We start from the raw sequence: 24,768 nt of genomic DNA, 5'->3' as shown, positions 1-24,768 counted from the left end.
TTACCATTCCGATGAGCGGACCCGTACGATCGCTCAATTTATCTTCCTCGGCCGCCATCGTACTTTTCGAAGCAATCCGTCAAAACCGCGTTAAAACAAATTGACTGACAAAAAAAACCGCCTCTTATGAAGCGGTTTTTTTTGAGGAAAACAATTTAATCTAACGCCATCACGTATTCCGAACCGGAAGACTCAAAGCCAATATTTTCACAAAGTTTTTGGTTTTCGGTCAAATCTGATCCAGAAGTCGGAACACAAGTCATTTTTGTTAATTCTCCGTCGGTGTTCGTTGCGCGGAGCGTATATTCTCCGCTGTCGCGCGCAAGAGAGACAACTACTGTTGTACCGGAAGAGCTCGCCACCGTTGGATCGGAAAAATAAGTGGATTTTGTAAAATCTCCTGCTAAATGTGCGCCCACCGTATAAGACGGATAGCTGTTGCCATTTATAATATAGCGCGCATTTACAAAATCACTCGCCGCGCGTAAATTGGTCACGCCCTCCATTGCGCGGCCGCGTTCCATAGAAGCGTAATACTTCGGCAGCGCAATCGTCACCAGCACACCCACCAACACCATTACAATTAACAATTCAATAAGCGTAAATCCCTTTTTCATAAATCCTCCCGAAAGATACTTTATTATATAAATTTGCTCCCATTTTTAACAGTACAGGAGTTTTTATTTTATAGAATATCCGTATGAACGCCAAAAAGCTGTTTTGGATTTTATTTTTTCTCAACCTGCTTAATTACATTGACCGCCAAGTACTCTACTCCGTCTTTCCACTGTTACAGCAGGACTTGGCGCTGAGCGATTTGCAATTAGGCTCGCTGGCCTCATCGTTTATGCTGGTGTATATGGGCTTTGCGCCGCTAGCGGGATATTGGGCAGACCGTTTTCCCCGCCCGAAATTAATATCTGCCGGAGCGTTTCTGTGGAGCGCGGCTACACTCTTGTGTGCCGCGGCAAAAAATTATGGAGGCTTACTCTTCTCCCGCAGCCTAATCGGTGCAGGAGAGGCCGGATTTACCACTATCGCCCAGCCTTTTTTAGCGGAGTATTATCCCGCCAAAAAACGCGCCACTGCACTGGCTCTTTTCGGACTGGCATTGCCGGCTGGAAGTGCGCTGGGATACTTTTTCGGAGGGCTCATTGGTCAGCACTGGGGCTGGCGGGCGGCTTTTATGTTGGCGGGCGCGCCGGGTATGGTTTTAGGCGTTTTGGCGTGGACGCAATTAACAGATTCGGCGCGCCAACGCTTATCCCCCGCCAAACGGCCCCGACTGGCCGACTATCTGGCGCTTCTTTTCAACAAAGCCTTTTTGTGGATTTGTCTGGCGCACGCAATGATTACATTTGTGCAAGGGGGGCTTTCCGCGTGGATGCCGACGTATTTCCACCGTTATTTTGACTTTACCGTCGCCCAGGCGGGTACCGTATTCGGGGCGATTGTCGTCATTTGCGGTGCGGCAGGCACGTTTTTGGGCGGAAAGCTGGCGGACCGTCTGCTTACCAAAACACCGAAAGCGTATTTTATCACTATTTTTTCGGGGATTTTACTTATGCTCCCCTGCGCCGTGGCCGCTTTGTACGCGCCGAACGGTACGCTGGGCGTTCTTTTTATCAGCCTAGCGGTATTATGTATTTTCCTGCCGATGGGCCCGGTAGCGGCCGCCCTGGTGGCATTAAGCAAACCGTCTGTGCGTTCCATGGCGTTTGCGTTTAACATTTTTATCATTCACGCCTTGGGGGACGCTTTATCCCCTGTACTTATCGGGCGCGCCTCGGACGCGTGGGGGCTTAAAACCGCGCTGCTGCTGGCCTGCGCCACGCTGCTGCCAGGGTTATTGTTTACCGCGCTGTCCGCAAACGAGCAACGCGCCAAACATTAATTTTGCGACCAGCACCGGCAGGAGCCGCTACAAGCACTTTGTCCTTCACCACCAAACAAACCCTTACACAGATCAGAATTTTTGTAATTATATGCCGCATAAGCACAGCAAGCTGCTTTTTGAGTGGAAAAGCGTATCTCGTAAAAAATGCTTACGTAAGAATCCCAGCACCCCACCCTGTTTGGCGGAGTATCGAGATTATCATAGTTTAAAGAACAGCGTCCCGTTTTCAAAAGAACACTTTGGCTTTTGTCTTGGGTGGTATTGGCAAAACTAATATCCAATTCATCTAAATTCATTGCATAAGCGCCGTTGGCCATATAATACCGCTGCTGCGCATCAGACAAGTTGCGCGCGGTAGTAACAATCTGCATAAAGCGCGATTTCTTCACCGCTTTTTCATATTGCGGCAGAGCTACCGCCGACAAAATACCAATAATTAAAACGACAACTAACAGCTCTATAAGCGTAAACCCGCATTTTTGATTCATAAGATTATCCCTTAAACCGATATCACAAAATAAATGTTAATTGGAATTATTCTTAATATATCAAAAAAAAAAAACGGTTCAAGGCCGAGGCACGCACAAGATAACAGAATTTAGCAAATTGTTGGTCCTAATAAGCAACGAAACGCAAAGAAAATTTCTTTGCGTTTCGTGCGTATTACGAAAGTTAACATCAGCTGTTATTATACCGCGTCAAAACCCGCTTGGAGCGCTTTCTTGTTCAGCTCCAACATCTCCGGTTTCGCGCGTTTATATACTTTCTTCATCGCGTCGGCCACGCTCTCTAACGTTACCGCACCCGTCAGCTTAATAAACGCACCCAACGCCACCAAGTTGGCGATGCGGTCCATTCCCAACCCTTCGGCAATCTGGTTGCACGGCACGCACACGACCTTAATATCCGTGCGCGTTGGGCGGGAGTTAATCAGCGAGCTGTTAATAATCATAAGCCCGCCTTTTTTAAGGAGCGGCTCGAACTTGGGCAGGGACGGCTCGTTCATCACGATAACCGTATCCGGCGCAGACACGATCGGCGTATACACTTCGCCGTCCGTCACCACTACCGAGCAGTTGGCCGTACCGCCGCGCATTTCGGGGCCGTAAGACGGAAGCCAGCTGGCGTTCTTTTTGCCCTCCACCCCCGCCTGCGCGAGCAAAATACCCGCGGAAATAACACCCTGTCCGCCGAATCCGGCGATTCTGATACCTTGGTACATTAGTTGGCCCCCTCGTCTTTAAATACGCCCAGCGGATATTGCGGCATCATTTTGGTGCGCACAAATTCCAGGGCCTGGGGCACATTGGCGTGCCAGTTGGTCGGACACTGGGATAACACTTCCACCATCGAAAACCCAACGCCTTTCACCTGGTTTTCAAACGCTTTTTTAATGGCTTTTTTGGCTTTCATTACGTTTTGGGGCGTATCTACAGCCACGCGTTCCAAGTATTTGGCACCGGTAATCTGCGCGAGCATTTCGCACATATTAATCGGCCAGCCCTGCAGTTTGGGGTCGCGCCCTTTGGGGGCTGTGGTGGCCACCTGGCCTACAAGCGTCGTCGGGGCCATTTGGCCGCCGGTCATCCCGTAAATGGCATTATTGATAAAAATGACGGTGATGTTTTCGCTGCGGACGGCGGCGTGTACAATTTCCGCCATACCGATGGAAGCCAAATCGCCGTCGCCCTGGTACGAAAACACAATGGCGCCGGGTTTGGAGCGTTTAATACCCGTGGCAATGGCCGGCCCGCGCCCGTGCGCGCCCTGTACCGTGTCGCAAGTGAAATAATCGTCGGCAAAAACCGCACAGCCTACCGGAGCCACTCCGATCACGCGGTCTGCAATGTTGAGTTCGTCAAACGCTTCACCCATCAAACGGTGCACAATGCCGTGTCCGCAGCCCGGGCAGTAGTGCATAGGCTTATCGGTCATACTCTGCGGTTTTTTAGCAAGAATAGTCATAAATTATTTTCCTCCTTTCAAATCGCCCTGCATACCGAGCGATTCGTCGCGCTTGCAGTCGTAGGAAAAACCGGCGGCGTGTTCCTGAAGGTCAAATAACCCTTCTTTGCCTCCGTTCAAACAGGAACGCACGGCAGTAAGAATTGTATTACCGTCCGGCTGTCCGCCGGCGGGATAAGCATTTAAACAGACGGGGGTTTTGCCGTTAACAGCCAGTTTTACGTCCTGCACCAGCTGACCTAAGCTTTGTTCCACGCACAGCACGGCTTTGGCTTTGGACGCCAACTCCGCCAAGCGTTTGGACGGAAACGGCCACAGCGTAATTGGGCGGAATAACCCGACTTTTAACCCGTCTTCTTTGGCCTTATTGACCGCTTCCAAACACGCGCGGGAAGATAATCCGTAGGCAACCAAAAGAACATCGCAGTCCTCGGTATCGCGCTCTTCCCAGCGGGTTTCGGTCTTTTCGATTAAACCATAGCGTTTGGCGCGTTCCACCACATCGGCAATTAAATTGTCGCCCTTGTAGGAAAACACTTTGCTTTTGGCGCGGCCGTTTTTATGGATATCCACAGCCCAGCCGAATTTACCCAACTTGTTGGGGTCCACAGGTTCAAAATTAAAAGACATACTTTCCATCATCTGCCCCAAAATGCCGTCGGCCAAAATCATACAGGGCATACGGTATTTTTCCGCCAGTTCAAAACCGAGTTTGGGGAAATTGCCCAGCTCTTCCACCGAGTTCGGCGCCAGCACGATAACGCGGTAATCCCCGTTTCCGCCGCCGCGCGTGGCTTGGAAATAATCGCCCTGCGCTCCCGCAATGCTGCCCAGACCGGGCCCGCCGCGCATCACGTTTACGATTAAGCACGGCAAATCCGCGCTGGCCAAATAGGTGATACCTTCCTGCTTTAAGCTGATACCCGGGGAGGACGAGGACGTCATGCTGCGCGTGCCGGTAGCCGCCGCACCGTAGACCATATTGATGGCAGCCACTTCGCTTTCAGCCTGCACAAACGCGCCGCCGTTGTCGGCCATATAGGCAGACATATATTCGGGAACTTCATTCTGCGGCGTAATGGGATATCCGGCAAAAAAACGTGCTCCGGCGCGGATGGCGCCTTCGGCAAGCGCTTCGTTGCCTTTTCTTAATGTTTTTTCGGTCATAATATAAAATCCTTAAAATTGTTATTCTTTAATTACCGTAATGGCAATATCGGGGCACATCATATAACACATCGTGCAGCCGATGCAATTTTCGGGGTGTTCCATTTTAGCGGGGAAATATCCTTTTTTGCTAATGGTTTTGGATTTGCCCAAACATTTCTTCGGGCAGGCGCTGACGCACAAATAGCAAGCCTTACACCTGTTGGCGTCCACTTCAATTCTTGGCATAATTCTCCTATCGGGTCCGGGGACAAAAACCGGTAAACCCATACATAAAGTATATGTCTTTTGCGGGCGGGTACGCAATAAAAAATACGATGTGTTGCCGCGGGAAAAACTCCTGAGAAAAAATTTTGTTGCCCGCACAAAATAAATTTGATATTATATACGAGTAATGCCGAGGTAGCTCAGTGGTAGAGCACTGGTCTGAAAAACCAGGTGTCGACAGTTCGATCCTGTCCCTCGGCATTTCGTTTTTTATATTGTTAAGTCCCCGGGCTTTTTGCCCGGGGATTTTTTATAAGGGGCCTTCCTGCCGTGCGAAACAAAAAACCGATATATCTGGATTCTGAAACCCTATAACTAGACCCCATATTACAACCTTACGGGGTGACACCCCTTCCAGTTAGGCAGCCAAAACAAACAACAAGGGATAAGAAATTTCTTTCTTATCCCTCAAGCGCAAATCGCTTCCTAACAACATCCACACTCATCGCTAGAAACTTCGGGGAGGTTTAATAGCTTGGCATAATCTAAACTGGCGGGTTTATCTGAACAACTCCAACTATGGTTTTGAGAAAGGACGAGCTTTCCATTTGGCCCATTTTCGTCAGCTTCATCATAATAGCACACACATACTTGTTCTTTTTTATATCCTACGCTGGGACCGTAACCACCACTTTGCGGGTCAAATTCAAAAAAGTAAAAATACGCCGTTTCTTCCGGGATCTCCACATCAAGTGCCTCCAACCCTGGATTACTAACTGCGCCATCTTGAAGCATATATACGTCCTTAGCTTGCTTAAGGGATTTCAACAACACCAACGCCTCCGAAAACCGGGCCTTCACCACCGCTTTTTGGTATTGCGGAAGAGCAACAGCTGACAAAATACCTATAATCAACACAACCACTAACAATTCTATAAGCGTGAAACCTGCATGCTTGAACATAATATACTCCTATTTCCCGGCCCCGCGCATAAAAAAACGGCCGTTTTCACGGGGCTGCAAACAGGTAGCCCAATGAAACAGCCGTGGCTTGCCGCTCCAAAGAGCGGAAAACACTCGGCACCAAACAAAAGGGTAATTAGTCCTTTTATTTGGCGCCTAAAACGACTGTTTTTGGCCTGTTTGCATACCGCCTTAGCGGTAACACCATATCCGTATATGGTTCCAAAAACAGATAAATCAGTTATATTTTCCGCAAATGCGGGGTACTTTTCCTCCTATCTCACCTGCACCAGGGCAAAGTGAAGATACTCCGTCTCCGGCATCCCAATCAAAACGGGATGGTCTTTGGCCTGCCCGCGCAGTTCTACCAGCACGGCCTCGCGGCCCGCCTTGCTGGCCCCTTGGCGGATAATGTCCATAAACAGTTCACGAGACACGTGATGCGAACAGGTGGAAAACGCCAAATAACCGCCGGATTTCAATCCTTCCAACGCCATTTTGACAAGCTTTACGTAAAGTCCCACGGCCTGAGGAAGAGCTTTGCGGCTTTTTACGAAAGCGGGCGGATCCAAAAGGACGATATCAGGCTGGTCGGGCAGTTCGCCTTTTTTCATAGCGGAAAGCAAGCGCTCCGCGTCATCTCGGTGAAAGACTGCGATATCGGACACCCCGTTAAGCTCCGCGTTTTTCTTGGCGTATTCCACGGCAGCGGCGGAAGAATCGCATCCCCACACTTGACTTGCCCCCGCCAGTGCGGCGGTCAGGCCGAAAGAACCAATGTACGAATACAAATCGAGCACCAGTTTTTCTTTAAAGTAGGGTTTTAAAAATTCGCGGTTTTCGCGTTGATCAAAATAGAAGCCGGTTTTCTGCCCGCCGCGCAAAGGAACCAGATATTTCACGCCGTTTTCTTCAATTTCCACTTCTTCCGGCACGTCACCGATGATTTCGGGCGTGCTGGTTAAGCCTTCCAGCGCACGGAATGCGCTGTCATTTTTGTAATAAATTCCTTTGGGCTTAAAGATTTTCTGGACGGCTTTGGTAATTTCGGGTTTTAATTTTTCCATACCCGCAGTCAGCACATCGATCACCAACACATCGCCGTATCGGTCAATTACAAGGCCGGGCAAATGATCGGCTTCGCCGTAGCACATACGCCCGTATTTGCGCACGCCGACTTCTTTGCGGCGAGTATAAGCTTCGTCCAAGTGTTCAAACACGAAATTGTCCGAAAGTGCACCTTCGCCCTTTAAAATCAAGCGCACCGCAATTAAACTGTGCGGATTAAAACAACCAATTCCCACTTGTTTACCCTCGTGGTTTACCACGCGCACCAAGGTTCCGGGTTCAATGGAGGTATCAAGTCCGTCAATTTCGTTGGAAAACACCCACCAGTGCCCCGCCTGTAAACGTCTTTCTTCTTTTGCTTTTAATTTAATTTCCGTCATAAATTTATTTGTTCAATCCTTCTACTTCCGTAAATGGAATGTTGGCCGCACAAAGAGGACATTCTTTGGCGGTAAAAGTTTGCATCGGATACGACAACAGTGCGCGAAGCGGCACGGTTAAGGGCAGATATCCCATAGAGCGGTCCACAATCACGCCCACGCCGATGACGTTTCCGCCCAACTTGCTTACCAGTTCGATGGCTTTATTGATTTTGCGGCCGGAAACGGCTACATCGTCCACAATCAACACGTTTTCTCCTTCTTTAATGTTAAAACTGTGTTTTAAAATCATCTGGCCGTTATCGTCTTTAGAAGCAAAAATCGCACGTATGCCGCGTACGCGGGCCACTTCCTGCGCCAAAATGGAATCCGAAGGCGTAAGCGCCATTACCACATCGGCCGGTTTAGAAAATTTTTCTGACAGCGCACCCGCAATTTTTTGGGCCAAATTGGGGTGCTGCATCAAAAGCGTGGTCTGAATGTACGTCTGGCTGTGAAAGCCGGAGGGCATTACAAAATGTCCTTCTAAAATTGCCCCGTGTTCTTGCAGGAGGCACAGCACGTCCATATTATTTCTTGGCATTGAAATCTCCTTGAATAAATTCCTGTCCCGTCTTAAAATCCGTTTGCAGTCCTTTTGTTTGAGCGGCGCGTATGGTTTCGCCCGTTTTCTTGGCGCGCAGCATTTCCAATTTGGGTTTTAACATCGATGACGACACCCGAAACGACAGCGCAGGATTACCGGACTCATCCGTCAAGTTCTCCGCCAGCGCACCGGAGCGCGACGTATTGGAAAACATCGTCCCTATTATGATATCAAAATTTTCGTTTACCCAATCGGTCCAACCGCTCACTACAGCTGAAATAGTCGGCCCTACAACATACGCGTTATTTATCTGCATCCGCCCGCTGGCAAAATGTCCGGAGACGGCCATTTCGGTAAACGAAACGTCTTTAAGCACTTGGCCCACCTTAAAGCTGCCCGCCCGTTCCATACGGTGCATAATGATAAACGGTTGGAAAGTTACGTTAAGTGCACGCTGTTCTTCGGCCAGTTTTTCCATCTGGTGAATAACACCCCCTTCCAAGCGTGCCTCCAGTGTACCTGTCAGCTGTTTCATTCCGGCACGCATGCCCGTAAAATCAAACTCCGCGCTGAAACGGTTTCCCGAAAGCACCTGACTGGAAAATGTATCAGCCGACAAAGTTCCCGCTAAATTGGGCATAAACGCAGGCAGCCGATCCCTAAAATTGCGCAGCCAAGCCAAATCTCCTTCTACGGGAGCTTTAAACTTCACGCCGCGCGGAATAAGCGGAACAATAACATCCACAAAATCGCGGACTACCCCGATAAAGGCCATCGGGTCCAAGTGTTTGAGATAAACGGATGTACGAATATGGCGGCGCGGGCTTTTTAAATTATTTACGGACAAACTCATTTTAAACGGAATTCCGTTCAAATCTGTAGACGCAATATACGCATATAAGTTACCTTTGCGCCAGCTGGCGTTTAAGTTTAACTTGTCAAATACGGATTTTGACACTGTCACCTTTCCGGCGGTAGTAGCTGCGTATAAATCGGAAAAATCTTTTTTAGCTTGGAATTCGCCCGTTATGTTTTCTGCCTTAAAACCGTATAAATCGCCCGAAGCGTCTTTTACCTGCGCGGTAAACAGCGGCAGTGCATACTTTCCGTCCGCGCGCGTTATACGGCCGGAAACAGAGGCCTGTCCCGTCAGCTTATATTTGCCGATAGGTGCATAATAACGGTTTTTCCCCGCCAAACTAAAATAATTGGAAGAAACATTCAAATCCGCCGTATACGCGGGAGACGAAAAATCTAGCGTACCGCGCGCGTCCAGTTTTACGTCGGCCGCCGCTACTCCCGCTTGATTAATGCGCACCAAACGGTAATTTTTATCAAGCATTCCTTTGGCTGTCACTTCGGCTTTGGGAACAGCAAAATCCACTCCAGCCGTTTGAAACAAGGACAAATCTTTCGATTCAAAAGCCGGCACGGAAACACGCGCATTGAAATAAGGCGTACGCAAGTTATCCAAATCAAGCAGTACGGAAAGCGGCTTGCGGAACAGGAATACTTGCGCGCGCAGGCTGCGTATGGCAAAATCGTTCCAGTTAAATCCCGCAAAATTTACGTGACCAGAACCTTTAATTTCCATATCGGAGATGTTATCCCCCCACTTATTACGCAACACCATATCGGCCGTAAAACGGGAGAGCTCGTCAAACCGGAGCCGTTCAAAGTGCAAATTAAGCTTATACACGGCGTGCGTAACACCGGAAGCAAGATCCTTATAGCTAATGACTCCGTCTTTTACCGTCCAGTCCTCCACGCTTACGGTAAAGGTTTTCCCCGTTGCTTCGCTGATATAAACGGACCGTTCTTTGGACGGTTTAACCCGCGGGATATTGTATTCGCCGTTCACGCCGCGCACAATGCTAAAACGCGGAGCGTGCAGAGACACTTCGTCAATTACCAGTTGTTGTTCCAATAAAGGAAGCAGTTCAAAACGCAGGGTTACCGAATCAGCCGACAAAAGTGCTTGGCCGGCCATTCCTTCGGTATCCAGCACAGTAAATCCTTTCAGTTCCACAGTATTGATGAATTTAAGGTCTAAAGAGGAAATGGCAACGGGACGGTCCAACCTTTTCTGCAGCTCGTCTGTAATCAGCTCGCTGATATGCTGCGCATTAAATGTTTTCAGAAACACCAGCCACACGGCCGAAGCAATAAGCAGCAGCAGCATAACAGTAAACAGCGATGTACGCAGCGTTAAAAAAAAGCACGATTTGATAAACCGCCGCACCCACCAAAAGAAGGTTCGTTTTTTCTTTTTAACCATAACTTATCCTGCGTTTACTATGTGGTCTATTATATAGTTTACTAAAATTCGCCACACGTTGACGGTTCCCCAAAATACGCGCTCGACCGCGCGGGAGAGCGATACTGTTTCCGGAAACAACCCTTTTACCAAAAGGGCCAATACCATTAAATTGCAAAGCACAATCATAACAACGGAAAACAGTTTTCCGCCGGCCAGTTTTAAATCGGGCTGGTCCGCTTCAAAAAGTGTTTTAAATGTCTGCACAAAATGAAATGTGGTAAAAAAACCGACCAAAAACAAAAATACTTGCCGGTACGGCGTCAAATCTGCAAATAAATCCCCGATAACATAAGCCGACACCGTTAAAATCACATATCCGGGAATAAAATATGGCGCAAGCACGACAAACGCATTACAGCGGTCCATTTTTACGTATCCGCTGTCCTCCCGCACCGAAACATCTTTAATGCGACATCCGCACAACAGTGCCGCCACAGCGTGCGTCATTTCGTGCATAAAAACATACGGACGGGAAAAATTATAATACCCGTAATGAATCCCCATATAAACAAGCGCACCTGCCACAAAACTTACCGCCGTATTTAAATGCCCAAGCGCAGCCAGCAAAATAAGACCCGTTTCAGTGAGCGCAAAAAACGCCGTGGGGAGCAATAAACACGCACATAACAGTTTAACCGGTTTCATCAAAATTTTCCTATCCAAGCCGCGGTATTATATTGTGTTTGCGCTAAGCGGCGCGCACTTTCCAGCCAACTTGCGTCTGCCCCGCACGGCCGGAAATCCGCAGCAAAAAAGGTACGCACCGCTTCCGTAACGGCCCTTCTGTAGAGCGGATTTGTCCGCGCACACGGCAGCTGCAAAGAACCTTGATACAACACCCATTCTCCGAAACGGCGCAAAGCACCACCCAAAATTTTATGTCCGTCCGCAGCGATCAAATCGTTCTCTACGGGATTTATAAAACACGCATTGGCGGAATGATTAATACTGGGCGCATATGCGACAGCGGGAAGCGTTTTATCAAATGCGCGGACGGTTTGCCCCGCCCGCTCCAACTGCGCCAAAATGCACCTGTGCAAACTGCGGTAAATTTCCGCCGGACGATCCTTATATGGGAACACGAGGGAAAAAGTTAAATCGTCTGCGTGAAATACTATGCCTCCTCCCGTCGGGCGGCGCACGCGCGGACCGGCAAAACGCTGCGTCGAAAGAGCACAATCCACTTCGCTTAAAAATTGGGCATAACCAAACGTAACAGCAGGACTGTCCGTCCAACGGTAAAACCGCAGGGTAACGGCAGACGGACGGAGATGAACCGTTTGTTCGTCAAATGCCATCTGTTCAAACACGTTTAAAGGCGGAGTAGAAACAAGCAGATTCATATTTTTAACAAAAATTCTGGTCCAATACGGCCGCTTTATACCCGTCTATAAAAAATTTTGAGCGGCTTAGCCGGACATTTCATAAACCGACCACAGAGACTTAAAAATATCCGCATCAAAATCTTATTATGGGAATCTACGCGGCAGGGTACTTTCCCTATTAACGTTGCGCTACATTGCTGATTTCCTAAATTCGGCTAACTTTGCGTTCCCTTACCGCTTGGTGTACCTAACGGAGCTCGGGTAACAAGCAATGCAAATGCAGCGTGAATTTGGGAAATAGCCGCCCGTTAAAATTCACGGCTTACGCAAAAACGCCGTTAATCTTACCACCTCAAATTCGGCTGTCGGGCGGCTGAAACCTCATCAATCCTCCCCACGCATTGCGTATGAGGCGCACCCTTTACCTTCTCCGGCTCCGTCTGGATTTCGTCGTAAATTTTTTCCAGCGCGGTTACAAACGCGTCAAGCATATCCTTGCTTTCGGTTTCGGTCGGCTCCACCATCATCGCTTCCGGTACGATAAGCGGGAAGTAAATGGTCGGCGCGTAAAAACCGTAGTCCAAAAGCCGCTTGGCCACATCTGTCGTATGCACACCGTTCATCTCGGCCGGTTTAATGGAAAGCACACATTCGTGCATACACACACGATCGAAAAACGCATTAAACTTACCTTTCAAACGCGCACGGACATAGTTGGCATTAAGCACCGCGTTTTCGGCAATGCGTTTTAGCGTTTCGCCATCAAACTGGCGCAAATAACAATACCCGCGCAGTACAACGGCGATATTGCCATAAAACGCTTTCATTTTACCTAAACTTTGCAGGTTAGAACCCAAAAGCGTATACTTGCCGTCTTTGAATTCCACCATTGGTTTGGGCAGGAACGGCGCTACGTGCGCGGCCGCTCCCACAGGGCCGGACCCCGGTCCGCCGCCGCCGTGCGGAGCAGCAAACGTTTTATGCAGGTTAAGATGCATAACGTCTACTCCAAAGTCCGCCGGCTTGGCAAGACCAATGAGTGCATTAAAATTGGCTCCGTCCATATACAACAGAGCTCCCGCCTTGTGAACCATATCGGCAATTTCGCAGATGTCCTTTTCAAAAAGTCCCACCGTATTGGGAACCGTCAGCATAACGGCAGCGGTGCGTTCAGACAGGGCCTTCCGGAGTGCCTCTTTGTCTACACAGCCGTCGGCAGCCGATTTAATGTTCACCACCGTGTAACCCGCCATATTGGCCGTGGCCGGATTGGTGCCGTGCGCCGTGTCGGGCACGATGACTTCGCTGCGGGCGAAATCTTTATGCGCGTCGTGATACGCGCGGACGGTTAAAATACCCGTCAGCTCCCCGTGCGCGCCCGCGGCGGGCTGAAGCGTAAACGCGGCAAGACCCGTCACTTTTTTAAGCAGTTCCTGCATTTCGTACACGGCCTGAAGCGTACCCTGCACGGCTTCTTCGGGCGCAAACGGATGAGCGGCGCAAAACGGTTCCAAGGCAGACAGGGTATCGTACGCTTTGGGGTTGTATTTCATCGTGCAGGAGCCGAGCGGATAAAACTGCGCGTCCAAGCAGTAATTTAGCCTCGACAAACGCGTAAAATGGCGCACCGTGTCAAACTCGCTCATCTCCGGCAGACGCGGCTCGTACGCACGCAAATAAGACGCGGGCAGATAATCTTCCGCCTTTTTCTGCGTTTTTACAAATTGCACGCCACGGCGGCCCGCGCGGGATTTTTCAATAGATAACTCACTGTTTTTCAAAATTTCTTCCATATTAAATCCCCCTCAACGCGTCCGCATACGCCTTTAAATCTTCCGGAGTTTTGGTTTCCGTGGCGCAAACCAAAAGGCAGTTTTCCATTCCTTTAAAATCTTTGCCGAGCGCGTAGCCCGCGCCGATTCCTTTTTGCGCCAATTTATCTACAACCGTCTGCGCCGGAACCGGACATTCGACAACAAATTCATTAAAGAAAGGAGCCGTAAATTTCACTTTAAACCCGGGCACGGCGGCGATTAATTCCGCCAGTTGATGTGCGCGTTCCAAATTTAAGAGAGCGGCTTCTTTAAGGCCTTTGGGGCCGAGGAGCGTCAAATAAATAACGGCGTTCAGCGCGCACAACGCTTCGTTGGAACAAATGTTGGACGACGCTTTTTCGCGGCGAATATGCTGTTCGCGCGCCTGAAGCGTCAATACGAATGCGCGTTTGCCGTCGTGATCTTTGGCGATCCCCACAATGCGTCCCGGCAGCTGACGCATATACGCCTTTTTGGCCGTCATAATCCCAAGCCCCGGGCCGCCGAAATTAACGGCGTTTCCCAACGGCTGGCCTTCGGCCACGGCAAAATCCGCACCGTACGATCCGGCTGTCTGTACCACGCTTAATGAAATCGGATTCACAAGCGCAACAAGCAGCGCGCCCGCGCCGTGCACGAGTGCGGAAACAGCCTGCGCGTCCTCTAGCGATCCGAAAAAGTTCGGGTTTGCAAGGACAAAGCAAGACGTTTTGTCCGACAGTTTTTCTTTGAACGCGTTCATATCAAGCGCGCCGTCCGCGCCGAAAGGAATTTCACACAGCTGTACGCCTTCAAAATGGCGTAGATATGTTTTTAACACTTCTTTATAATGCGGGTGAAGCGCGGCAGGGATTAACACTTCTTTGCGGCCGTTGACGCGCATGCAGGCCAAAACAGATTCGGCGAGAGCGGTGGCGCCGTCGTAATGGGAGGCGGTAGCCACGTCCATATCAAACAGCGCGCAGATACAGCTCTGAAATTCGTAAATCGTTTGCAGGGTGCCCTGGCTGGCTTCAGCCTGGTAGGGCGTATAAGCGGTTAAAAATTCCCCGCGCGACGATAACGCGTTTACCGCCGACGGAATAAAATGTTCGTACATTCCCGCGCCGATAAAATTTTTGAGCGGTTTATTTTTGGCCGCCAGCTGGTGCAGATGGGAGGAAAGTTCTTGTTCCGTCAAAGCTTTGGGCAAATCTAAAGCGGGGTATAAAAGGTTCTGCGGGATTTGGGAAAGCAGTTCCCGCACCGATGAAACACCGGCCGCTGCAAGCATTTCTTGTTGGTCCTCAAGAGTATTAGGGGTAAACATAGTAAAAAATCCTCATCGTAAAAGAAAATCCCCCGCCCGCAAGCGGGGGACGAATCAAACACACTATTTTTGAATGGTGGCTTTGTAAGCGGACAGATCGAGCAGGTTTTCGTACTCGGCGGGAGCCGTCATTTTGATTTTAAACAGCCAGCCGTTGCCGTGCGGTTCGCGGTTCACAAGAGCAGGGTCCGCATTTAAGGCTTCGTTTACTTCCACGATTTCGCCGCTGACGGGCGCATAAATTTCGGACGCGGATTTGACGGATTCAATCACACAGCAGTTCTGGCCCGCAGTTACCTGTTGTCCGACTTTGGGAAGATCCACAAACACGATGTCGCTGATTTCTTCCTGCGCGTGGTTGCTGATGCCCACAGTGGCGATGTCGCCTTCCGTATGGGCCCATTCGTGAGTTTTGGCAAAACGGCTGTTTTCTTCGGTATGCATAGTTTTATTCTCCTTAAATTTTAATTATACGCGGTTTTTGTAAAAGGGCGTTTTGAGCACTTCGGCCTTGACCCTTTTGCCGTGTATTTCAATTTCCACTTCGCTCCCAACGGCCACATCCGCCCGCGTATAGCCCACGGCAATTCCTTTAAACAAAGGCGAATATGTTCCGCTGGTCAGTACCCCGATTTCTTCCGCACCGGAATAGACCTTACATCCCGCGCGCGGCACGCCTGACATTTTTAACACAAAGGCAGTTAATTTTTCTTTCAATCCCTGTGCTTTCTGCGCCGAAAGCGCGTTTTTTCCTACAAAATTTTCTTTGGCGAGTTTTACCACCCACCCGCAATTAGCCTCATACGGCGTACGCGTTTGGTCCGCGTCCGCGCCGTTTAAAAGATACCCCGCTTCTAAGCGCAGTACGTCGCGCGCGCCGAGACCGCAAGGCTTTACGCCTAAATTTAAAAGTGCGTCCCACAGATTCCCGATATACGCGGCCGGAAGCATAATCTCCACGCCGTCTTCCCCTGTATATCCCGTGCGGGTAACGTACCCTTTCGCGCCGAACAGCTCTATCTCTTTTATATGGAAGCGCGGCAAATCCCGCACGTCCGAAATTAGGTTAGAAACTTTTTCCAAGGCTTGCGGCCCCTGCACGGCAATCATGCCCCAGTCCGCGCTTTCGTTGCGAACGGACACGTTAAAATTGGCGGCCTGTTTTTGGAACCACGCAAAATCTTCGCTGATGCAAGCGGCGTTGACGACCACCAGGAATTTTTCCGGCGTCAGGCAGAAGGAAATGGCGTCATCAATAATCGTTCCCTTTTCCGTTAAAATATGGGAATACGTTCCGGCCGCGGGCGCATTCTTAATGTTGTTGCAGTTGATGTACTGCAAAAAAGGCCACGCGTCTTTGCCTTCCACAAAAATCTGCCCCATATGGGAAACGTCAAACATTCCGGCGGCCTCGCGCACGGCTTTGTGTTCGGCGATAATGCCGTCAAACTGCACGGGCAAAAGCCAACCGTGAAAGTCCACCATTTTCCCGCCGGCACTCTCGCAACGGGAAGCAAGCGGCGTTTTTTTTAGTTCGCTGTGGGTCATAACCCCTCCAAAAAGTATACGTTTATTGTATAAAATAATAGCCGGAAAAAGCGGGAAAATGCTAAACCGACAGTAGATTATTTTAGGGAGAATTTTTTTGGACCGCGCAAGGCCCGTCCACCATTTAAGCTGTTTTTGAAATCGCGGCGGATTTACCGCCGCATAAGCAGAGTTCAAAAACACTTGTTTGAGGCGCAAGAGAAACGGCCTAATTACCCGTTTCTTTTGCGCCGAACGTTTATCGCCTTTTGGCGGTAAACTACGGCTGTTTATTCGGGCGTTACTCTGCTTAGCCCGGGTTTGCGGCCGTTTTTTATGCGCAAATTCGGGCTCGGGCAACTATAGGAGCAAAAAAATGAAGCAGGGATTTACGCTGATTGCATTATTGGTAGTCGTATTAATTATCGGGATTTTGGCCGCCGCCGCGCTGCCGCAGTACCAAGTGGCAGTGCTCAAAAGCCGTTTGGCGGGGGTAATCCCCAACGTGCGCGCACTAAAAAACGCACAAGAAGAGTATTTTATGGCCAACGGCGTATATTTAAACGATACGTTTGACGAACTAACGTTTGATTTAACCGGGTTCCAAAAAGTTGGGGCCGGGCATTACGCAGACGGTAAAACGGGTTATGATACGATTACCGCTATTGACCGCGGTAACGACGTTATGGGATACGTTCGGGATTCAAACGGAATTCTAATCAGCTACGGGATGTATTTGGATAATTCCGCCAAACCGGGCAAAAGCTATTGTGCCGCACGCACGGACAGCCCGACCGCAAACAAAGTATGTAAAAGTATGGGCGGAACCGCTTACACTACTACCCTGTTCACCGCCACTTATTCAACCGCCTGTAACCTGTACGAACTGCCCTAGCCCGCTGTGCGGGAATTGCTATAATATAATTATGGCAGATACGCAGAGCGTCGTAAGCGACGTAAAACTTTTTATCGAGCGGTTAAAAAAAGAACTTCCCGAAGTGTTCGGCGGCGCGGAGGCGCAGACCGGAACGGAGGGAACCCCCTCTGCGGGCGAAAACAAGGTGCTCTATAACGGAGACCTGAAAGAAGCCCGTATGTATCTTACGCCGGACCAGGAAGAAGGCGTGGCATTTGACGGCGCCGTTTTCCATATTTATTTAAAAGAAAAAAAGTCCGATCCGTCCGCGCTCGTTACCGCGTGGCTGAGGAACAAAGCTAACGAAACGCTGAAAGCCAAAACGAAAGAATGGGCGGACAAAATCGGCGTGGCATTTAACAACATCGTTATCAAGGACCAACGCACCTGTTGGGCCAGCTGCTCGGGCAAGAAGAACATCAATTATTCGTACCGTATCGTCAAAATGCCGCCAGCCGTACAGGATTATTTGATGGTGCACGAACTCTGCCATTTGGTGCATATGAACCACGGGCAGGAATACTGGGCGTTGGTGGCGCAATTCTGCCCCGACTATAAACACCACCGCCGATGGCTCAACGAAAACAAAGGCTCTGTATTCGCCGAAGTGGAACTGACGTATAAGGAAGAACCGCAGGAAGAAGCCGTCTAAGTATATTTATCTCTCTTATCAACAAAATCCCCTGCAACAGCAAAAAACCGCCGGTAAGAATTTCCGGCGGTTCGTTTTCGTATAGGAGACTGCTCTCTGCGCACCTTTGGCTCTAAAGTGGCAGAGTTACTGCTAAAGTTACGCACGGAATACGGATAAATAATCTTCCGAAATCTGACCGAACAAAGAAACAGGCAAATGACTGGGAACGCTGTTAAATAAGGCCACTACCTTGCCTTTCCAAATGAAAGGTTCTCCTTTTTCAAGCTGGGGACGGTGCCCCATTAACCGCGCTTTGCGCGTCACAACCCCTCTGCCAGCTAAAAAGGATTGCAATTTCGTTCCGAAATCCGAACCGTATACATCCTGAAGGGTGTTTCCCTGGGGAATATAGGTTACCTCCAATCCGCCGAGCCCTTTTGTTAAAGAAGAGGATACGCGGACATAAGCGATATCGTCGTTTACGGATACAGCCCCCGCCTTACCGCTGCCCGTCTGGCCGTTAGACAAAGAAACCCGTACCTCTACCAGTTCAAAATCTTTATATTTAGCGCATTCCGAGAGCGTTGCCACGCGCAAATCCTTCAATAAAACGCCGACACATTTTTTTTGTTTCATTTCCGTTTTAACGATTACATTGCGAAACCCGGGGCGGCGCCGGTGAACATAATCGGACAGCCAAAAATCTTTTTTATATTCAAACGTTAAATCAACGCGCGCAGATCGCGCGAACTGCGCTGCACTTACTTCCCGCTCCACTTGGTTATAGAGGGTTGTTTCCGCAAAAGAGGGAACGGCAAAAACAAACAACATATACAGTACCACAACTACATAACTTTTTTTCATTTTTTCTCCTTAGATATTACTTGGATAGAATTATTATATAAAAGTTAGATTAAACTAACAATATTGTTTTTACAAAAAATAACTCCGTCGTAAAAAACGGAGTTATTATTTTAAGATATAATTAGTCTTGCCTACTAATACAGCACCAATCCCAAAATTCCCGCACACAAAATAGCGGTTATCGGGCCGGTTTTAAATTTCCAAACCGCCATAAATGCGCCTGCGCATAAAACGAGGCTTTTCCAATCCGCAAAATTTTCCGCATTACACAGCACAAGAGCGGCCGCCGCAATCAGCCCCACCACTGCCGGACGCAGCCCCGCAAATACGGCCTCTACCGGACGGGCGTGCTGGTGCTTCAAAAAATACCGGCTGGCCAAAAGCATCAAGAGAAAAGACGGCAGGCATACCGCAAAGGTAGCTACCGCGCTCCCCCAAAAATTACCCGCCGCGGTATAACCCGTATATGTAGCCAAATTAATTCCAATCGGCCCGGGAGTAACTTGACTAACGGCTACGATATCGGTAAACTCGCCCGATGTTAGCCATACGTTTTTAAACACTACTTCGTTTTGAATGAAAGAAATCATTGCGTACCCGCCGCCAAAGTTGAACAGTCCGATCTTAAAAAACGTAAAGAATAGTTTTAAATAAATCATTTTTTACCCCGCTTGTATACGCTGCCATACAAAAATCCGCCAAGTCCCGCCGCCAAAACCACATAAACAGGAGATACCTTTAACAACCACACTAACAGCGCACAGCTTACGGGAATCCATACGCTTTTCCACGTAATACCGGCGGTTTTAGCTAAATTAAAAACGGGCACGGCAATCAGCGCGACCACGGCGGGCCGAATCCCCATAAATACACGCCTGACAATAGGATTATCCTGAAACCCGCGAAAAAAAACGGCAATCAACAAAATGATGATAAATGACGGAAAAGCCGCTCCCGCAGCAGCGAACAAACAGCCCAAAAAACCGCCCGCTTTGTATCCGGAGAGAATGGATAAATTAATTGCCATTACCCCGGGAGCGGCCTGCGCAACGGCAACCATATCCAAAAACTCTTTGCGGCCAATCAGCTTTCCGCGGTCGACGATTTCCCGCTCGATAAGCGGCAGCATAGCGTAACCACCTCCTAGCGTAAACAGGCCGATTTTGGCAAACGCCCAAAATAAATACAAACACGTTTTCATACGGATATTTTACTATTTTGACGTTTTGGCAGGCTGCATAAATAAATCCCCTACGCTCACCCCAAGCCCTGCGGCGATTTTGCGTAAATTGAGGACGGCCACGTTGCGATCCCTGCGCGCACGCAACCAAAAATACTGACAGCGAAAACCTAACTTTTTCTTTTATGGGGCACACTTTGCGCTGCAAAAAAGACATTATGGACGACGGAACTGAATGCCATAGCTGTAAAAGCCCGCAACTAAAGGCAGTCTTTTTTGAAGACCAAAAAGAGCCTTTTATTGAAAACCCCGAAACAGACCCTGCAAGTTTGCTGGAAGAAGCCATATCTCCAAAAGAAAAACCCCTATCTCCAAAATATGAAATTAAAAAAGAAACTTTTACATGTTCCAATCAAACTTATGTAACCACTATTAAAACTTTTAGAAAAGGGAAAAGGCAAAAGGTACTACTTGAAGTGCTTGTTCATGGCAAACCGACGGGGATGATGTATATAGAACATAGGCCAAAAAAAGATGATTTCAGCATCCTTGCAACGGAGGCAATTAACGACTTATGTACTCGGAAAAATTGGATTCTGCCCGAAGGAGTATGGGAACAAGCGAGATACGAGGATGAAACGGAAGAAGAAAATAGTTCCAACGACCTTTAGTCTTTGCTTTAAATACGGCAAAATGAAAACGGCCACGGAACCAAAATTCCTTGGCCGTTTTAATCAGACGAAATACTAATTTATCCAGCCTTCTTTTTTGGCGTAATCGCGCACGCCGTTAAAAATCCCCTGTGCCATTTTCTTTTGCACTGCTTTTTGCGAAAGCCGCGCGCGGTCTTTGGGGCTGCTGATGTACCCCATTTCCACCAACACGGCGGGACTGTTTACGCCTTTTAACACGTAGAAATTGGCTTGGCGCACGCTGCTGTTTTGGTTGACTGCAATGCCGATACCGGGTTGTTTGTACACGGCATTACGCACATAGCCGGCCAGTTTTGAGCTTTCGTTTACAAATTCATTTTTGGCCAAGGATTGCAAGAGCGCGTCCACAAAATTGTAGTGGACTTCTTCATACTGCATCGCTTCGTTTTCCATAGCGGCCACATCGGCAGCTTCTTTGTCGGTAGCTTTTTCGGAGCGGAAATATACCTGAAATCCGTGCGCGTTTTTGTTTTTAGACGCGTTGGTATGCACAGAAATAAACAAATCCGCTTTAAAATTATTGGAAATTTTAGACCGGTCAGACAGCGGGATAAACGTATCGTCATCGCGCGTCATTTTTACCTCAAATCCAGCTTTTTTTAAGAGTATGGACAACTCCTTACCCACCGCCAGATTCCAATCTTTTTCGCGCAGACGGCTGCGCACGGCGCCCGGGTCTTTACCGCCGTGCCCCGGGTCCACCACAATCCGCATCTTTTTATGCGCGGGAGAGACCGCCAACGGGTGCGGTTCCTGTTTGATAACGGGCGAGGTTTTTACGGGCGCAGCGGGTTTAGAATCCTGCGCGGGCGCTTCTTTGATAACGGGTCCCGGCTCGGGAAACATTTCCACAAAACCGTCGTCCTCAGTCAAAACAGAAGGTTTTTGGCTGACGGGAGACTCCCTATTAGGATCAGGATTCACGTCTTGCGTCTGCATCCGCGAAGCTTCTTTCGGTTCAGGCGATAAAACAGGTTTAGGCTCCTCAAGCACAGCGGGGGCTGCTTTTGCGCCCGCGCGAAAGACCAACCGCCCGTCAATTTTGGTAAAACTCCAGTCTTTGGCATCTTTGCCCAAAATCACTTTTAACACGGCATTTTCACGCGACTGGCGAATTTCCGCCGATGCAATAAAAGGCGTTTTTAAGCGGAAAAATTCATCTCGTTTTACTGTGGCAGACGGAAAGGAAACCTCAACGGTATGAGCATTAATCTGCTTGGCGGAAAATGCAATCTCCTTTTCCGTTTCAAACACTAAAAGAGTATCCTGCTTGTTTAAACGATTTTCCGTACGGGCAAAATCAAACGGACGCTCCACCAAAAACGCACCGTCTTGAAACAAAATACGTTTACCAACAGCCTTTTGAAAGGAGGAAAGCAGAAAAAACTCCGTGGGAGCCATTATTTTCCCGCCGTGAACTAATACGGGAGAAGAAAGCGTCTGTGCGCGGGCGTTAATAATAATGTCCGGCAGGGACGCAGTCAAAATACCGTAAAAACCTTTGGCGGTAATTTTGGCTTGTTTGGACTGTGCAAACAACTCCACCGCTGCGCCGAATTTGCGCGCGGCGGCCTGCACATCCACATACATCACGCCATTTACCTCCAGCGCAGGCACAACGCCGGCTTTCCGGCCGGAGATAATAACCTCCGCCTTTCCTTGTGCAAACAACACACCGGAAAAAAGCATACTGGCAAAAACCAAAACAGCCGCCCACACACGTTTCATAAGCGAGAGAATGCGCCCGCCATAAAAAGCGGGCGCAAACGGTTACTCCAAAACTATTTTGTAATCTTCCCAAGCCAGCTGCGGATCGGCTTGGATTTTCAGCGTGCGGTGGATATTCTGTTCAATGTCATCCTGCCGCTGTTTAATAGCCTCGGCCAATACCGGATGAAGCACTACACGCAAATTACCACCCGGGCGGCCGTTTGTAAGATCGTAAATTTCGCGTTGGATTTTAATACGCATACTCTCGGTGGAAAGCACGCGGCCGGAACCGTGGCACTGCGGGCATTCCTCGCTGATAAAGCTACCGGTACTGGCGCGTTTTCTCTCGCGCGTCATTTCCACAAGGCCCAAACGCGTAATGGGTAAAATACGGATTTTGGCGCGGTCTCCGTGGACGGCTTTGGCAAGTGCCTCCACCACGCGGTGGCGGCTGGAAGCTTTGCGCATATCAATAAAGTCGATGACAATAATCCCGCCGATGTTGCGCAGACGCAGCTGGTGAGCAATTTCACCCGCTGCTTCTATATTGGTCTGCGTAACGGTTTCTTCCTGTGATTTATTACCGGTAAATTTACCGGTGTTTACATCAATAGCGCAAAGTGATTCGGCTTCCTGAATAATAATACTTCCGCCATTGGGAAGAGGCAGTTTGGTTTTACGCAAATTATCAATTTCCGGCTCGATATTATAAGCCTCAAAAATCGGCGTTTTGCCTTTGTAGAGTTTCACGCGGTCCGCCAAATCGGGCGAGTTCTTTTCCACGAAATCAAGCACGCGTTCATAATCTTTTTTATTATCGAGCAAATAGACTTTTGCATTTTCAGACAGCACGTCCCGCGCGACCTGCAACACCGCGTCCATATCTTCGTGCAACAGACGCGGAGAACGAGACGTTTCAAATTTTTTCAAAATAGATTGCCACTGGCGGTATAAGTATTTTACTTCGCGTTCCAGTTCGTCTTTGCTGGCTTCTTCAGCTTCCGTGCGGACGATACACCCCATTCCGTTTAAGTGTTTGGCGGCCAATTCCTGCATAATATCGTTGAGTTTATGACGAGCCTCGGAATCTTCTATATTTTTAGAAACGCCCACAAAACTCTGGTGCGGCGTAAGCACTAAATAGCGGCCCGGCAGCGTCACGTCCATCGTCACTTTCATTCCCTTGGTGCTGATAGCGTCCTTGACTACCTGCACCATCACTTCCTGCCCTTTATGAAGCACTTTGTCGATGTTTTTCTTATCTCCGCCGATGACATCGGAAATATACAGGTAGGCGTTTTTTTCGTAACCAATATTCAAAAATGCGCTTGAAATACCGGGCAGTACGTTTTCCACCGTACCTTTGTAGATGTTACCTACAATGTTGAGGGCGCCGCGGCGCTGCCAAATCAGTTCGTTAACGCGGTTGTCCTCCAAAATGGCGATACGTGTTTCTTCAAACGATGTATTTACCAGCACTTCCACGCTGGGTAATTCTTCTAAATTCTTACTCATATAAAATCCTCTCTTGGGCTTTTAAAAAAGCCTCAAAACTCAAATCGGGTGGAACAAACCTTGTGAATCTTTCCACAGCAAACATTCCCGCGTAACGGTTATGCCGTCCACCGAAAATGCTTCTTCTTCCGCAGGGACTTCCATTCCTAGCCAAGAAGCCACAATCCACTCGGGCTTGACCCATTTGTTCTGCACGCTTTGAAGCGTCAGGACCACTTCGTCCGGCGCGGCGGTTTTGGCCGACAGAATATACGGTTTTGCATCTGTAATGCACGCAAGCCCGTTTTCTGCACGGCGCACAATATCTATCCGCGCTTCATTTACAAATTCTTCCAACTTCCGTCCGGCTCCCAAGGAAGCGAAATCTCCCTGAATCCGGTATCGGGCCGCGGCGGCCAGATTCTGCACGGAAGGCAGCGGATACGGCACCCGCACTACACTGGTGATTTCCAGCCCTATAGGAGCTGCCGCCAACAGTGCGCGGCGTACTTCTTCCGCCACAACGGATTTATGCAGATAAACGTCCAGATACTCCTTTTCCGCCCGCTGGCCCTGTGCGGGAGCGGGGCCGTACGAAAGGCGCGGCCAATTTGCGTTTACTTTGGCCGGCTCAAAGGGTAAACCGGACGCGAGTACCATCTTTCTTACCGCGTTAAAAACATTACGCTGTCCGGCCGTCTTTTTGGCGAACCGGAACACTATACGCAT

General features: G+C 49.1%; 26 protein-coding genes, 1 tRNA gene and 1 pseudogene. 6 read left to right on the top strand and 22 right to left on the bottom strand.

From position 1 onward, the window contains the following. Positions 1-104 (top strand): annotated as a pseudogene (locus tag ACI351_RS04905) (tRNA (uridine(34)/cytosine(34)/5-carboxymethylaminomethyluridine(34)-2'-O)-methyltransferase TrmL); the annotation flags it as partial. 51 nt (positions 105-155) lie between these two features. Here ACI351_RS04905 and ACI351_RS04900 read toward each other — a convergent pair. Continuing rightward, positions 156-617, bottom strand: coding sequence for a type IV pilin protein (locus tag ACI351_RS04900; protein WP_439734126.1), 462 nt, complete (start codon positions 615-617; stop codon positions 156-158). Positions 618-700: 83 nt separating this feature from the next. Here ACI351_RS04900 and ACI351_RS04895 point away from each other — a divergent pair, with 83 nt between their 5' ends. Continuing rightward, the gene (locus tag ACI351_RS04895) at positions 701-1,894 is read left to right on the top strand and encodes a spinster family MFS transporter (protein ID WP_439734125.1); all 1,194 of its coding nucleotides are present in this window, start codon (positions 701-703) and stop codon (positions 1,892-1,894) included. On the opposite strand, the gene ACI351_RS04890 is transcribed toward ACI351_RS04895, so the two are convergent. The 5 genes from ACI351_RS04890 to ACI351_RS04870 form a co-directional block, all read right to left on the bottom strand. Then, positions 1,891-2,385: a type IV pilin protein gene (locus ACI351_RS04890; RefSeq protein WP_439734124.1), complete on the bottom strand. Its 495-nt coding sequence runs from the start codon at positions 2,383-2,385 to the stop codon at positions 1,891-1,893. The genes ACI351_RS04895 and ACI351_RS04890 overlap by 4 nt on opposite strands. Before the next feature lie 200 nt (positions 2,386-2,585). After that, entirely contained in the window at positions 2,586-3,119 is a 534-nt protein-coding gene (locus ACI351_RS04885; protein WP_439734123.1) for a 2-oxoacid:acceptor oxidoreductase family protein, read from the bottom strand. Further along, positions 3,119-3,862, bottom strand: coding sequence for a thiamine pyrophosphate-dependent enzyme (locus tag ACI351_RS04880; protein ID WP_439734122.1), 744 nt, complete (start codon positions 3,860-3,862; stop codon positions 3,119-3,121). The genes ACI351_RS04885 and ACI351_RS04880 overlap by 1 nt, the downstream gene beginning before the upstream one ends. Before the next feature lie 3 nt (positions 3,863-3,865). Beyond that, positions 3,866-5,029 carry a 3-methyl-2-oxobutanoate dehydrogenase subunit VorB gene (vorB, locus tag ACI351_RS04875; protein ID WP_439734121.1) on the bottom strand — a complete coding sequence of 388 codons (1,164 nt, stop codon included), beginning with the start codon at positions 5,027-5,029 and terminating at the stop codon, positions 3,866-3,868. A 21-nt stretch (positions 5,030-5,050) separates the two neighbouring features. Further along, entirely contained in the window at positions 5,051-5,257 is a 207-nt protein-coding gene (locus ACI351_RS04870) for a 4Fe-4S binding protein (RefSeq protein WP_439734120.1), read from the bottom strand. A 168-nt stretch (positions 5,258-5,425) separates the two neighbouring features. On the opposite strand from ACI351_RS04870, the gene ACI351_RS04865 reads away from it, so the two are divergent. Continuing rightward, a tRNA-Phe gene (locus ACI351_RS04865) sits at positions 5,426-5,497 on the top strand. Positions 5,498-5,722: 225 nt separating this feature from the next. On the opposite strand, the gene ACI351_RS04860 is transcribed toward ACI351_RS04865, so the two are convergent. From ACI351_RS04860 to gcvT, 10 genes are all read right to left on the bottom strand, one after another. Beyond that, a complete protein-coding gene (locus tag ACI351_RS04860; protein WP_439734119.1) occupies positions 5,723-6,199 on the bottom strand; it encodes a pilin in 477 nt (158 codons plus the stop codon). Between the two features lie 275 nt (positions 6,200-6,474). After that, positions 6,475-7,647 (bottom strand): class I SAM-dependent rRNA methyltransferase, encoded by a 1,173-nt coding sequence (locus ACI351_RS04855; RefSeq protein ID WP_439734118.1) that lies wholly within the window; start codon positions 7,645-7,647, stop codon positions 6,475-6,477. A gap of 4 nt (positions 7,648-7,651) precedes the next feature. After that, positions 7,652-8,230 carry a phosphoribosyltransferase family protein gene (locus ACI351_RS04850; protein WP_439734117.1) on the bottom strand — a complete coding sequence of 193 codons (579 nt, stop codon included), beginning with the start codon at positions 8,228-8,230 and terminating at the stop codon, positions 7,652-7,654. Further along, positions 8,217-10,511, bottom strand: coding sequence for a DUF748 domain-containing protein (locus ACI351_RS04845; RefSeq protein ID WP_439734116.1), 2,295 nt, complete (start codon positions 10,509-10,511; stop codon positions 8,217-8,219). The genes ACI351_RS04850 and ACI351_RS04845 overlap by 14 nt, the downstream gene beginning before the upstream one ends. Before the next feature lie 3 nt (positions 10,512-10,514). Next, positions 10,515-11,198 (bottom strand): M50 family metallopeptidase, encoded by a 684-nt coding sequence (locus ACI351_RS04840; protein WP_439734115.1) that lies wholly within the window; start codon positions 11,196-11,198, stop codon positions 10,515-10,517. Continuing rightward, positions 11,198-11,896, bottom strand: a complete 699-nt coding sequence (locus ACI351_RS04835) for a lipoate--protein ligase family protein (protein ID WP_439734114.1) — start codon at positions 11,894-11,896, stop codon at positions 11,198-11,200. The genes ACI351_RS04840 and ACI351_RS04835 overlap by 1 nt, the downstream gene beginning before the upstream one ends. A 326-nt stretch (positions 11,897-12,222) precedes the next feature. After that, positions 12,223-13,671, bottom strand: a complete 1,449-nt coding sequence (gcvPB, locus tag ACI351_RS04830; protein WP_439734113.1) for an aminomethyl-transferring glycine dehydrogenase subunit GcvPB — start codon at positions 13,669-13,671, stop codon at positions 12,223-12,225. A 1-nt stretch (position 13,672) separates the two neighbouring features. Next, positions 13,673-15,001, bottom strand: coding sequence for an aminomethyl-transferring glycine dehydrogenase subunit GcvPA (gcvPA, locus tag ACI351_RS04825; RefSeq protein WP_439734112.1), 1,329 nt, complete (start codon positions 14,999-15,001; stop codon positions 13,673-13,675). A gap of 63 nt (positions 15,002-15,064) precedes the next feature. After that, a complete protein-coding gene (gcvH, locus tag ACI351_RS04820) occupies positions 15,065-15,445 on the bottom strand; it encodes a glycine cleavage system protein GcvH (RefSeq protein ID WP_439734111.1) in 381 nt (126 codons plus the stop codon). Between the two features lie 24 nt (positions 15,446-15,469). Beyond that, a complete protein-coding gene (gene gcvT, locus ACI351_RS04815; RefSeq protein ID WP_439734110.1) occupies positions 15,470-16,549 on the bottom strand; it encodes a glycine cleavage system aminomethyltransferase GcvT in 1,080 nt (359 codons plus the stop codon). 355 nt (positions 16,550-16,904) lie between these two features. Here gcvT and ACI351_RS04810 point away from each other — a divergent pair, with 355 nt between their 5' ends. Both ACI351_RS04810 and ACI351_RS04805 read left to right on the top strand, forming a co-directional pair. After that, positions 16,905-17,423 carry a type IV pilin protein gene (locus tag ACI351_RS04810; RefSeq protein ID WP_439734109.1) on the top strand — a complete coding sequence of 173 codons (519 nt, stop codon included), beginning with the start codon at positions 16,905-16,907 and terminating at the stop codon, positions 17,421-17,423. Positions 17,424-17,454: 31 nt separating this feature from the next. Further along, positions 17,455-18,096, top strand: a complete 642-nt coding sequence (locus tag ACI351_RS04805) for a M48 family metallopeptidase (protein WP_439734108.1) — start codon at positions 17,455-17,457, stop codon at positions 18,094-18,096. Between the two features lie 138 nt (positions 18,097-18,234). On the opposite strand, the gene ACI351_RS04800 is transcribed toward ACI351_RS04805, so the two are convergent. From ACI351_RS04800 to ACI351_RS04790, 3 genes are all read right to left on the bottom strand, one after another. Continuing rightward, a complete protein-coding gene (locus ACI351_RS04800) occupies positions 18,235-18,942 on the bottom strand; it encodes a hypothetical protein (protein ID WP_439734107.1) in 708 nt (235 codons plus the stop codon). Between the two features lie 134 nt (positions 18,943-19,076). Then, positions 19,077-19,601: a chromate transporter gene (locus ACI351_RS04795; protein WP_439734106.1), complete on the bottom strand. Its 525-nt coding sequence runs from the start codon at positions 19,599-19,601 to the stop codon at positions 19,077-19,079. Continuing rightward, positions 19,598-20,143, bottom strand: coding sequence for a chromate transporter (locus ACI351_RS04790; protein WP_439734105.1), 546 nt, complete (start codon positions 20,141-20,143; stop codon positions 19,598-19,600). Before ACI351_RS04790 ends, ACI351_RS04795 begins: the two co-directional genes overlap by 4 nt. Positions 20,144-20,340: 197 nt before the next feature. Here ACI351_RS04790 and ACI351_RS04785 point away from each other — a divergent pair, with 197 nt between their 5' ends. Beyond that, the gene (locus ACI351_RS04785; protein WP_439734104.1) at positions 20,341-20,793 is read left to right on the top strand and encodes a hypothetical protein; all 453 of its coding nucleotides are present in this window, start codon (positions 20,341-20,343) and stop codon (positions 20,791-20,793) included. Between the two features lie 75 nt (positions 20,794-20,868). Here ACI351_RS04785 and ACI351_RS04780 read toward each other — a convergent pair whose 3' ends face one another. From ACI351_RS04780 to ACI351_RS04770, 3 genes are read right to left on the bottom strand one after another with little or no spacing between them, the layout of a single operon-like run. Then, positions 20,869-22,563: an N-acetylmuramoyl-L-alanine amidase gene (locus ACI351_RS04780; protein WP_439734103.1), complete on the bottom strand. Its 1,695-nt coding sequence runs from the start codon at positions 22,561-22,563 to the stop codon at positions 20,869-20,871. Positions 22,564-22,605: 42 nt separating this feature from the next. Further along, positions 22,606-24,060 carry an Rne/Rng family ribonuclease gene (locus tag ACI351_RS04775; RefSeq protein WP_439734102.1) on the bottom strand — a complete coding sequence of 485 codons (1,455 nt, stop codon included), beginning with the start codon at positions 24,058-24,060 and terminating at the stop codon, positions 22,606-22,608. A gap of 39 nt (positions 24,061-24,099) precedes the next feature. Then, positions 24,100-24,768, bottom strand: coding sequence for a DUF2344 domain-containing protein (locus tag ACI351_RS04770; protein WP_439734101.1), 669 nt, complete (start codon positions 24,766-24,768; stop codon positions 24,100-24,102).

This window comes from Candidatus Avelusimicrobium sp. (genome assembly GCF_051874775.1).
In the GTDB taxonomy this organism is placed as follows: Bacteria; Elusimicrobiota; Elusimicrobia; order Elusimicrobiales; family Elusimicrobiaceae; genus Avelusimicrobium.
This window is presented reverse-complemented; position numbering and strand designations above follow the sequence as displayed.

What these genes read in the sequence shown, in the direction of transcription:
- ACI351_RS04770 (WP_439734101.1), bottom strand. Translation starts at nt 24,768, where the DNA reads ATGCGTATAGTGTTCCGGTTCGCCAAAAAGACGGCCGGACAGCGTAAT.
- ACI351_RS04900 (WP_439734126.1), bottom strand. Translation starts at nt 617, where the DNA reads ATGAAAAAGGGATTTACGCTTATTGAATTGTTAATTGTAATGGTGTTG.
- ACI351_RS04835 (WP_439734114.1), bottom strand. Translation starts at nt 11,896, where the DNA reads ATGAATCTGCTTGTTTCTACTCCGCCTTTAAACGTGTTTGAACAGATG.
- ACI351_RS04810 (WP_439734109.1), top strand. Translation starts at nt 16,905, where the DNA reads ATGAAGCAGGGATTTACGCTGATTGCATTATTGGTAGTCGTATTAATT.
- ACI351_RS04885 (WP_439734123.1), bottom strand. Translation starts at nt 3,119, where the DNA reads ATGTACCAAGGTATCAGAATCGCCGGATTCGGCGGACAGGGTGTTATT.
- ACI351_RS04785 (WP_439734104.1), top strand. Translation starts at nt 20,341, where the DNA reads ATGGACGACGGAACTGAATGCCATAGCTGTAAAAGCCCGCAACTAAAG.
- ACI351_RS04850 (WP_439734117.1), bottom strand. Translation starts at nt 8,230, where the DNA reads ATGCCAAGAAATAATATGGACGTGCTGTGCCTCCTGCAAGAACACGGG.
- vorB (WP_439734121.1), bottom strand. Translation starts at nt 5,029, where the DNA reads ATGACCGAAAAAACATTAAGAAAAGGCAACGAAGCGCTTGCCGAAGGC.
- ACI351_RS04800 (WP_439734107.1), bottom strand. Translation starts at nt 18,942, where the DNA reads ATGAAAAAAAGTTATGTAGTTGTGGTACTGTATATGTTGTTTGTTTTT.
- ACI351_RS04775 (WP_439734102.1), bottom strand. Translation starts at nt 24,060, where the DNA reads ATGAGTAAGAATTTAGAAGAATTACCCAGCGTGGAAGTGCTGGTAAAT.
- ACI351_RS04845 (WP_439734116.1), bottom strand. Translation starts at nt 10,511, where the DNA reads ATGGTTAAAAAGAAAAAACGAACCTTCTTTTGGTGGGTGCGGCGGTTT.
- ACI351_RS04895 (WP_439734125.1), top strand. Translation starts at nt 701, where the DNA reads ATGAACGCCAAAAAGCTGTTTTGGATTTTATTTTTTCTCAACCTGCTT.
- ACI351_RS04860 (WP_439734119.1), bottom strand. Translation starts at nt 6,199, where the DNA reads ATGTTCAAGCATGCAGGTTTCACGCTTATAGAATTGTTAGTGGTTGTG.
- ACI351_RS04890 (WP_439734124.1), bottom strand. Translation starts at nt 2,385, where the DNA reads ATGAATCAAAAATGCGGGTTTACGCTTATAGAGCTGTTAGTTGTCGTT.
- gcvPB (WP_439734113.1), bottom strand. Translation starts at nt 13,671, where the DNA reads ATGGAAGAAATTTTGAAAAACAGTGAGTTATCTATTGAAAAATCCCGC.
- ACI351_RS04880 (WP_439734122.1), bottom strand. Translation starts at nt 3,862, where the DNA reads ATGACTATTCTTGCTAAAAAACCGCAGAGTATGACCGATAAGCCTATG.
- gcvT (WP_439734110.1), bottom strand. Translation starts at nt 16,549, where the DNA reads ATGACCCACAGCGAACTAAAAAAAACGCCGCTTGCTTCCCGTTGCGAG.
- ACI351_RS04805 (WP_439734108.1), top strand. Translation starts at nt 17,455, where the DNA reads ATGGCAGATACGCAGAGCGTCGTAAGCGACGTAAAACTTTTTATCGAG.
- ACI351_RS04795 (WP_439734106.1), bottom strand. Translation starts at nt 19,601, where the DNA reads ATGATTTATTTAAAACTATTCTTTACGTTTTTTAAGATCGGACTGTTC.
- ACI351_RS04855 (WP_439734118.1), bottom strand. Translation starts at nt 7,647, where the DNA reads ATGACGGAAATTAAATTAAAAGCAAAAGAAGAAAGACGTTTACAGGCG.
- ACI351_RS04780 (WP_439734103.1), bottom strand. Translation starts at nt 22,563, where the DNA reads ATGAAACGTGTGTGGGCGGCTGTTTTGGTTTTTGCCAGTATGCTTTTT.
- ACI351_RS04870 (WP_439734120.1), bottom strand. Translation starts at nt 5,257, where the DNA reads ATGCCAAGAATTGAAGTGGACGCCAACAGGTGTAAGGCTTGCTATTTG.
- ACI351_RS04790 (WP_439734105.1), bottom strand. Translation starts at nt 20,143, where the DNA reads ATGAAAACGTGTTTGTATTTATTTTGGGCGTTTGCCAAAATCGGCCTG.
- gcvH (WP_439734111.1), bottom strand. Translation starts at nt 15,445, where the DNA reads ATGCATACCGAAGAAAACAGCCGTTTTGCCAAAACTCACGAATGGGCC.
- gcvPA (WP_439734112.1), bottom strand. Translation starts at nt 15,001, where the DNA reads ATGTTTACCCCTAATACTCTTGAGGACCAACAAGAAATGCTTGCAGCG.
- ACI351_RS04840 (WP_439734115.1), bottom strand. Translation starts at nt 11,198, where the DNA reads ATGAAACCGGTTAAACTGTTATGTGCGTGTTTATTGCTCCCCACGGCG.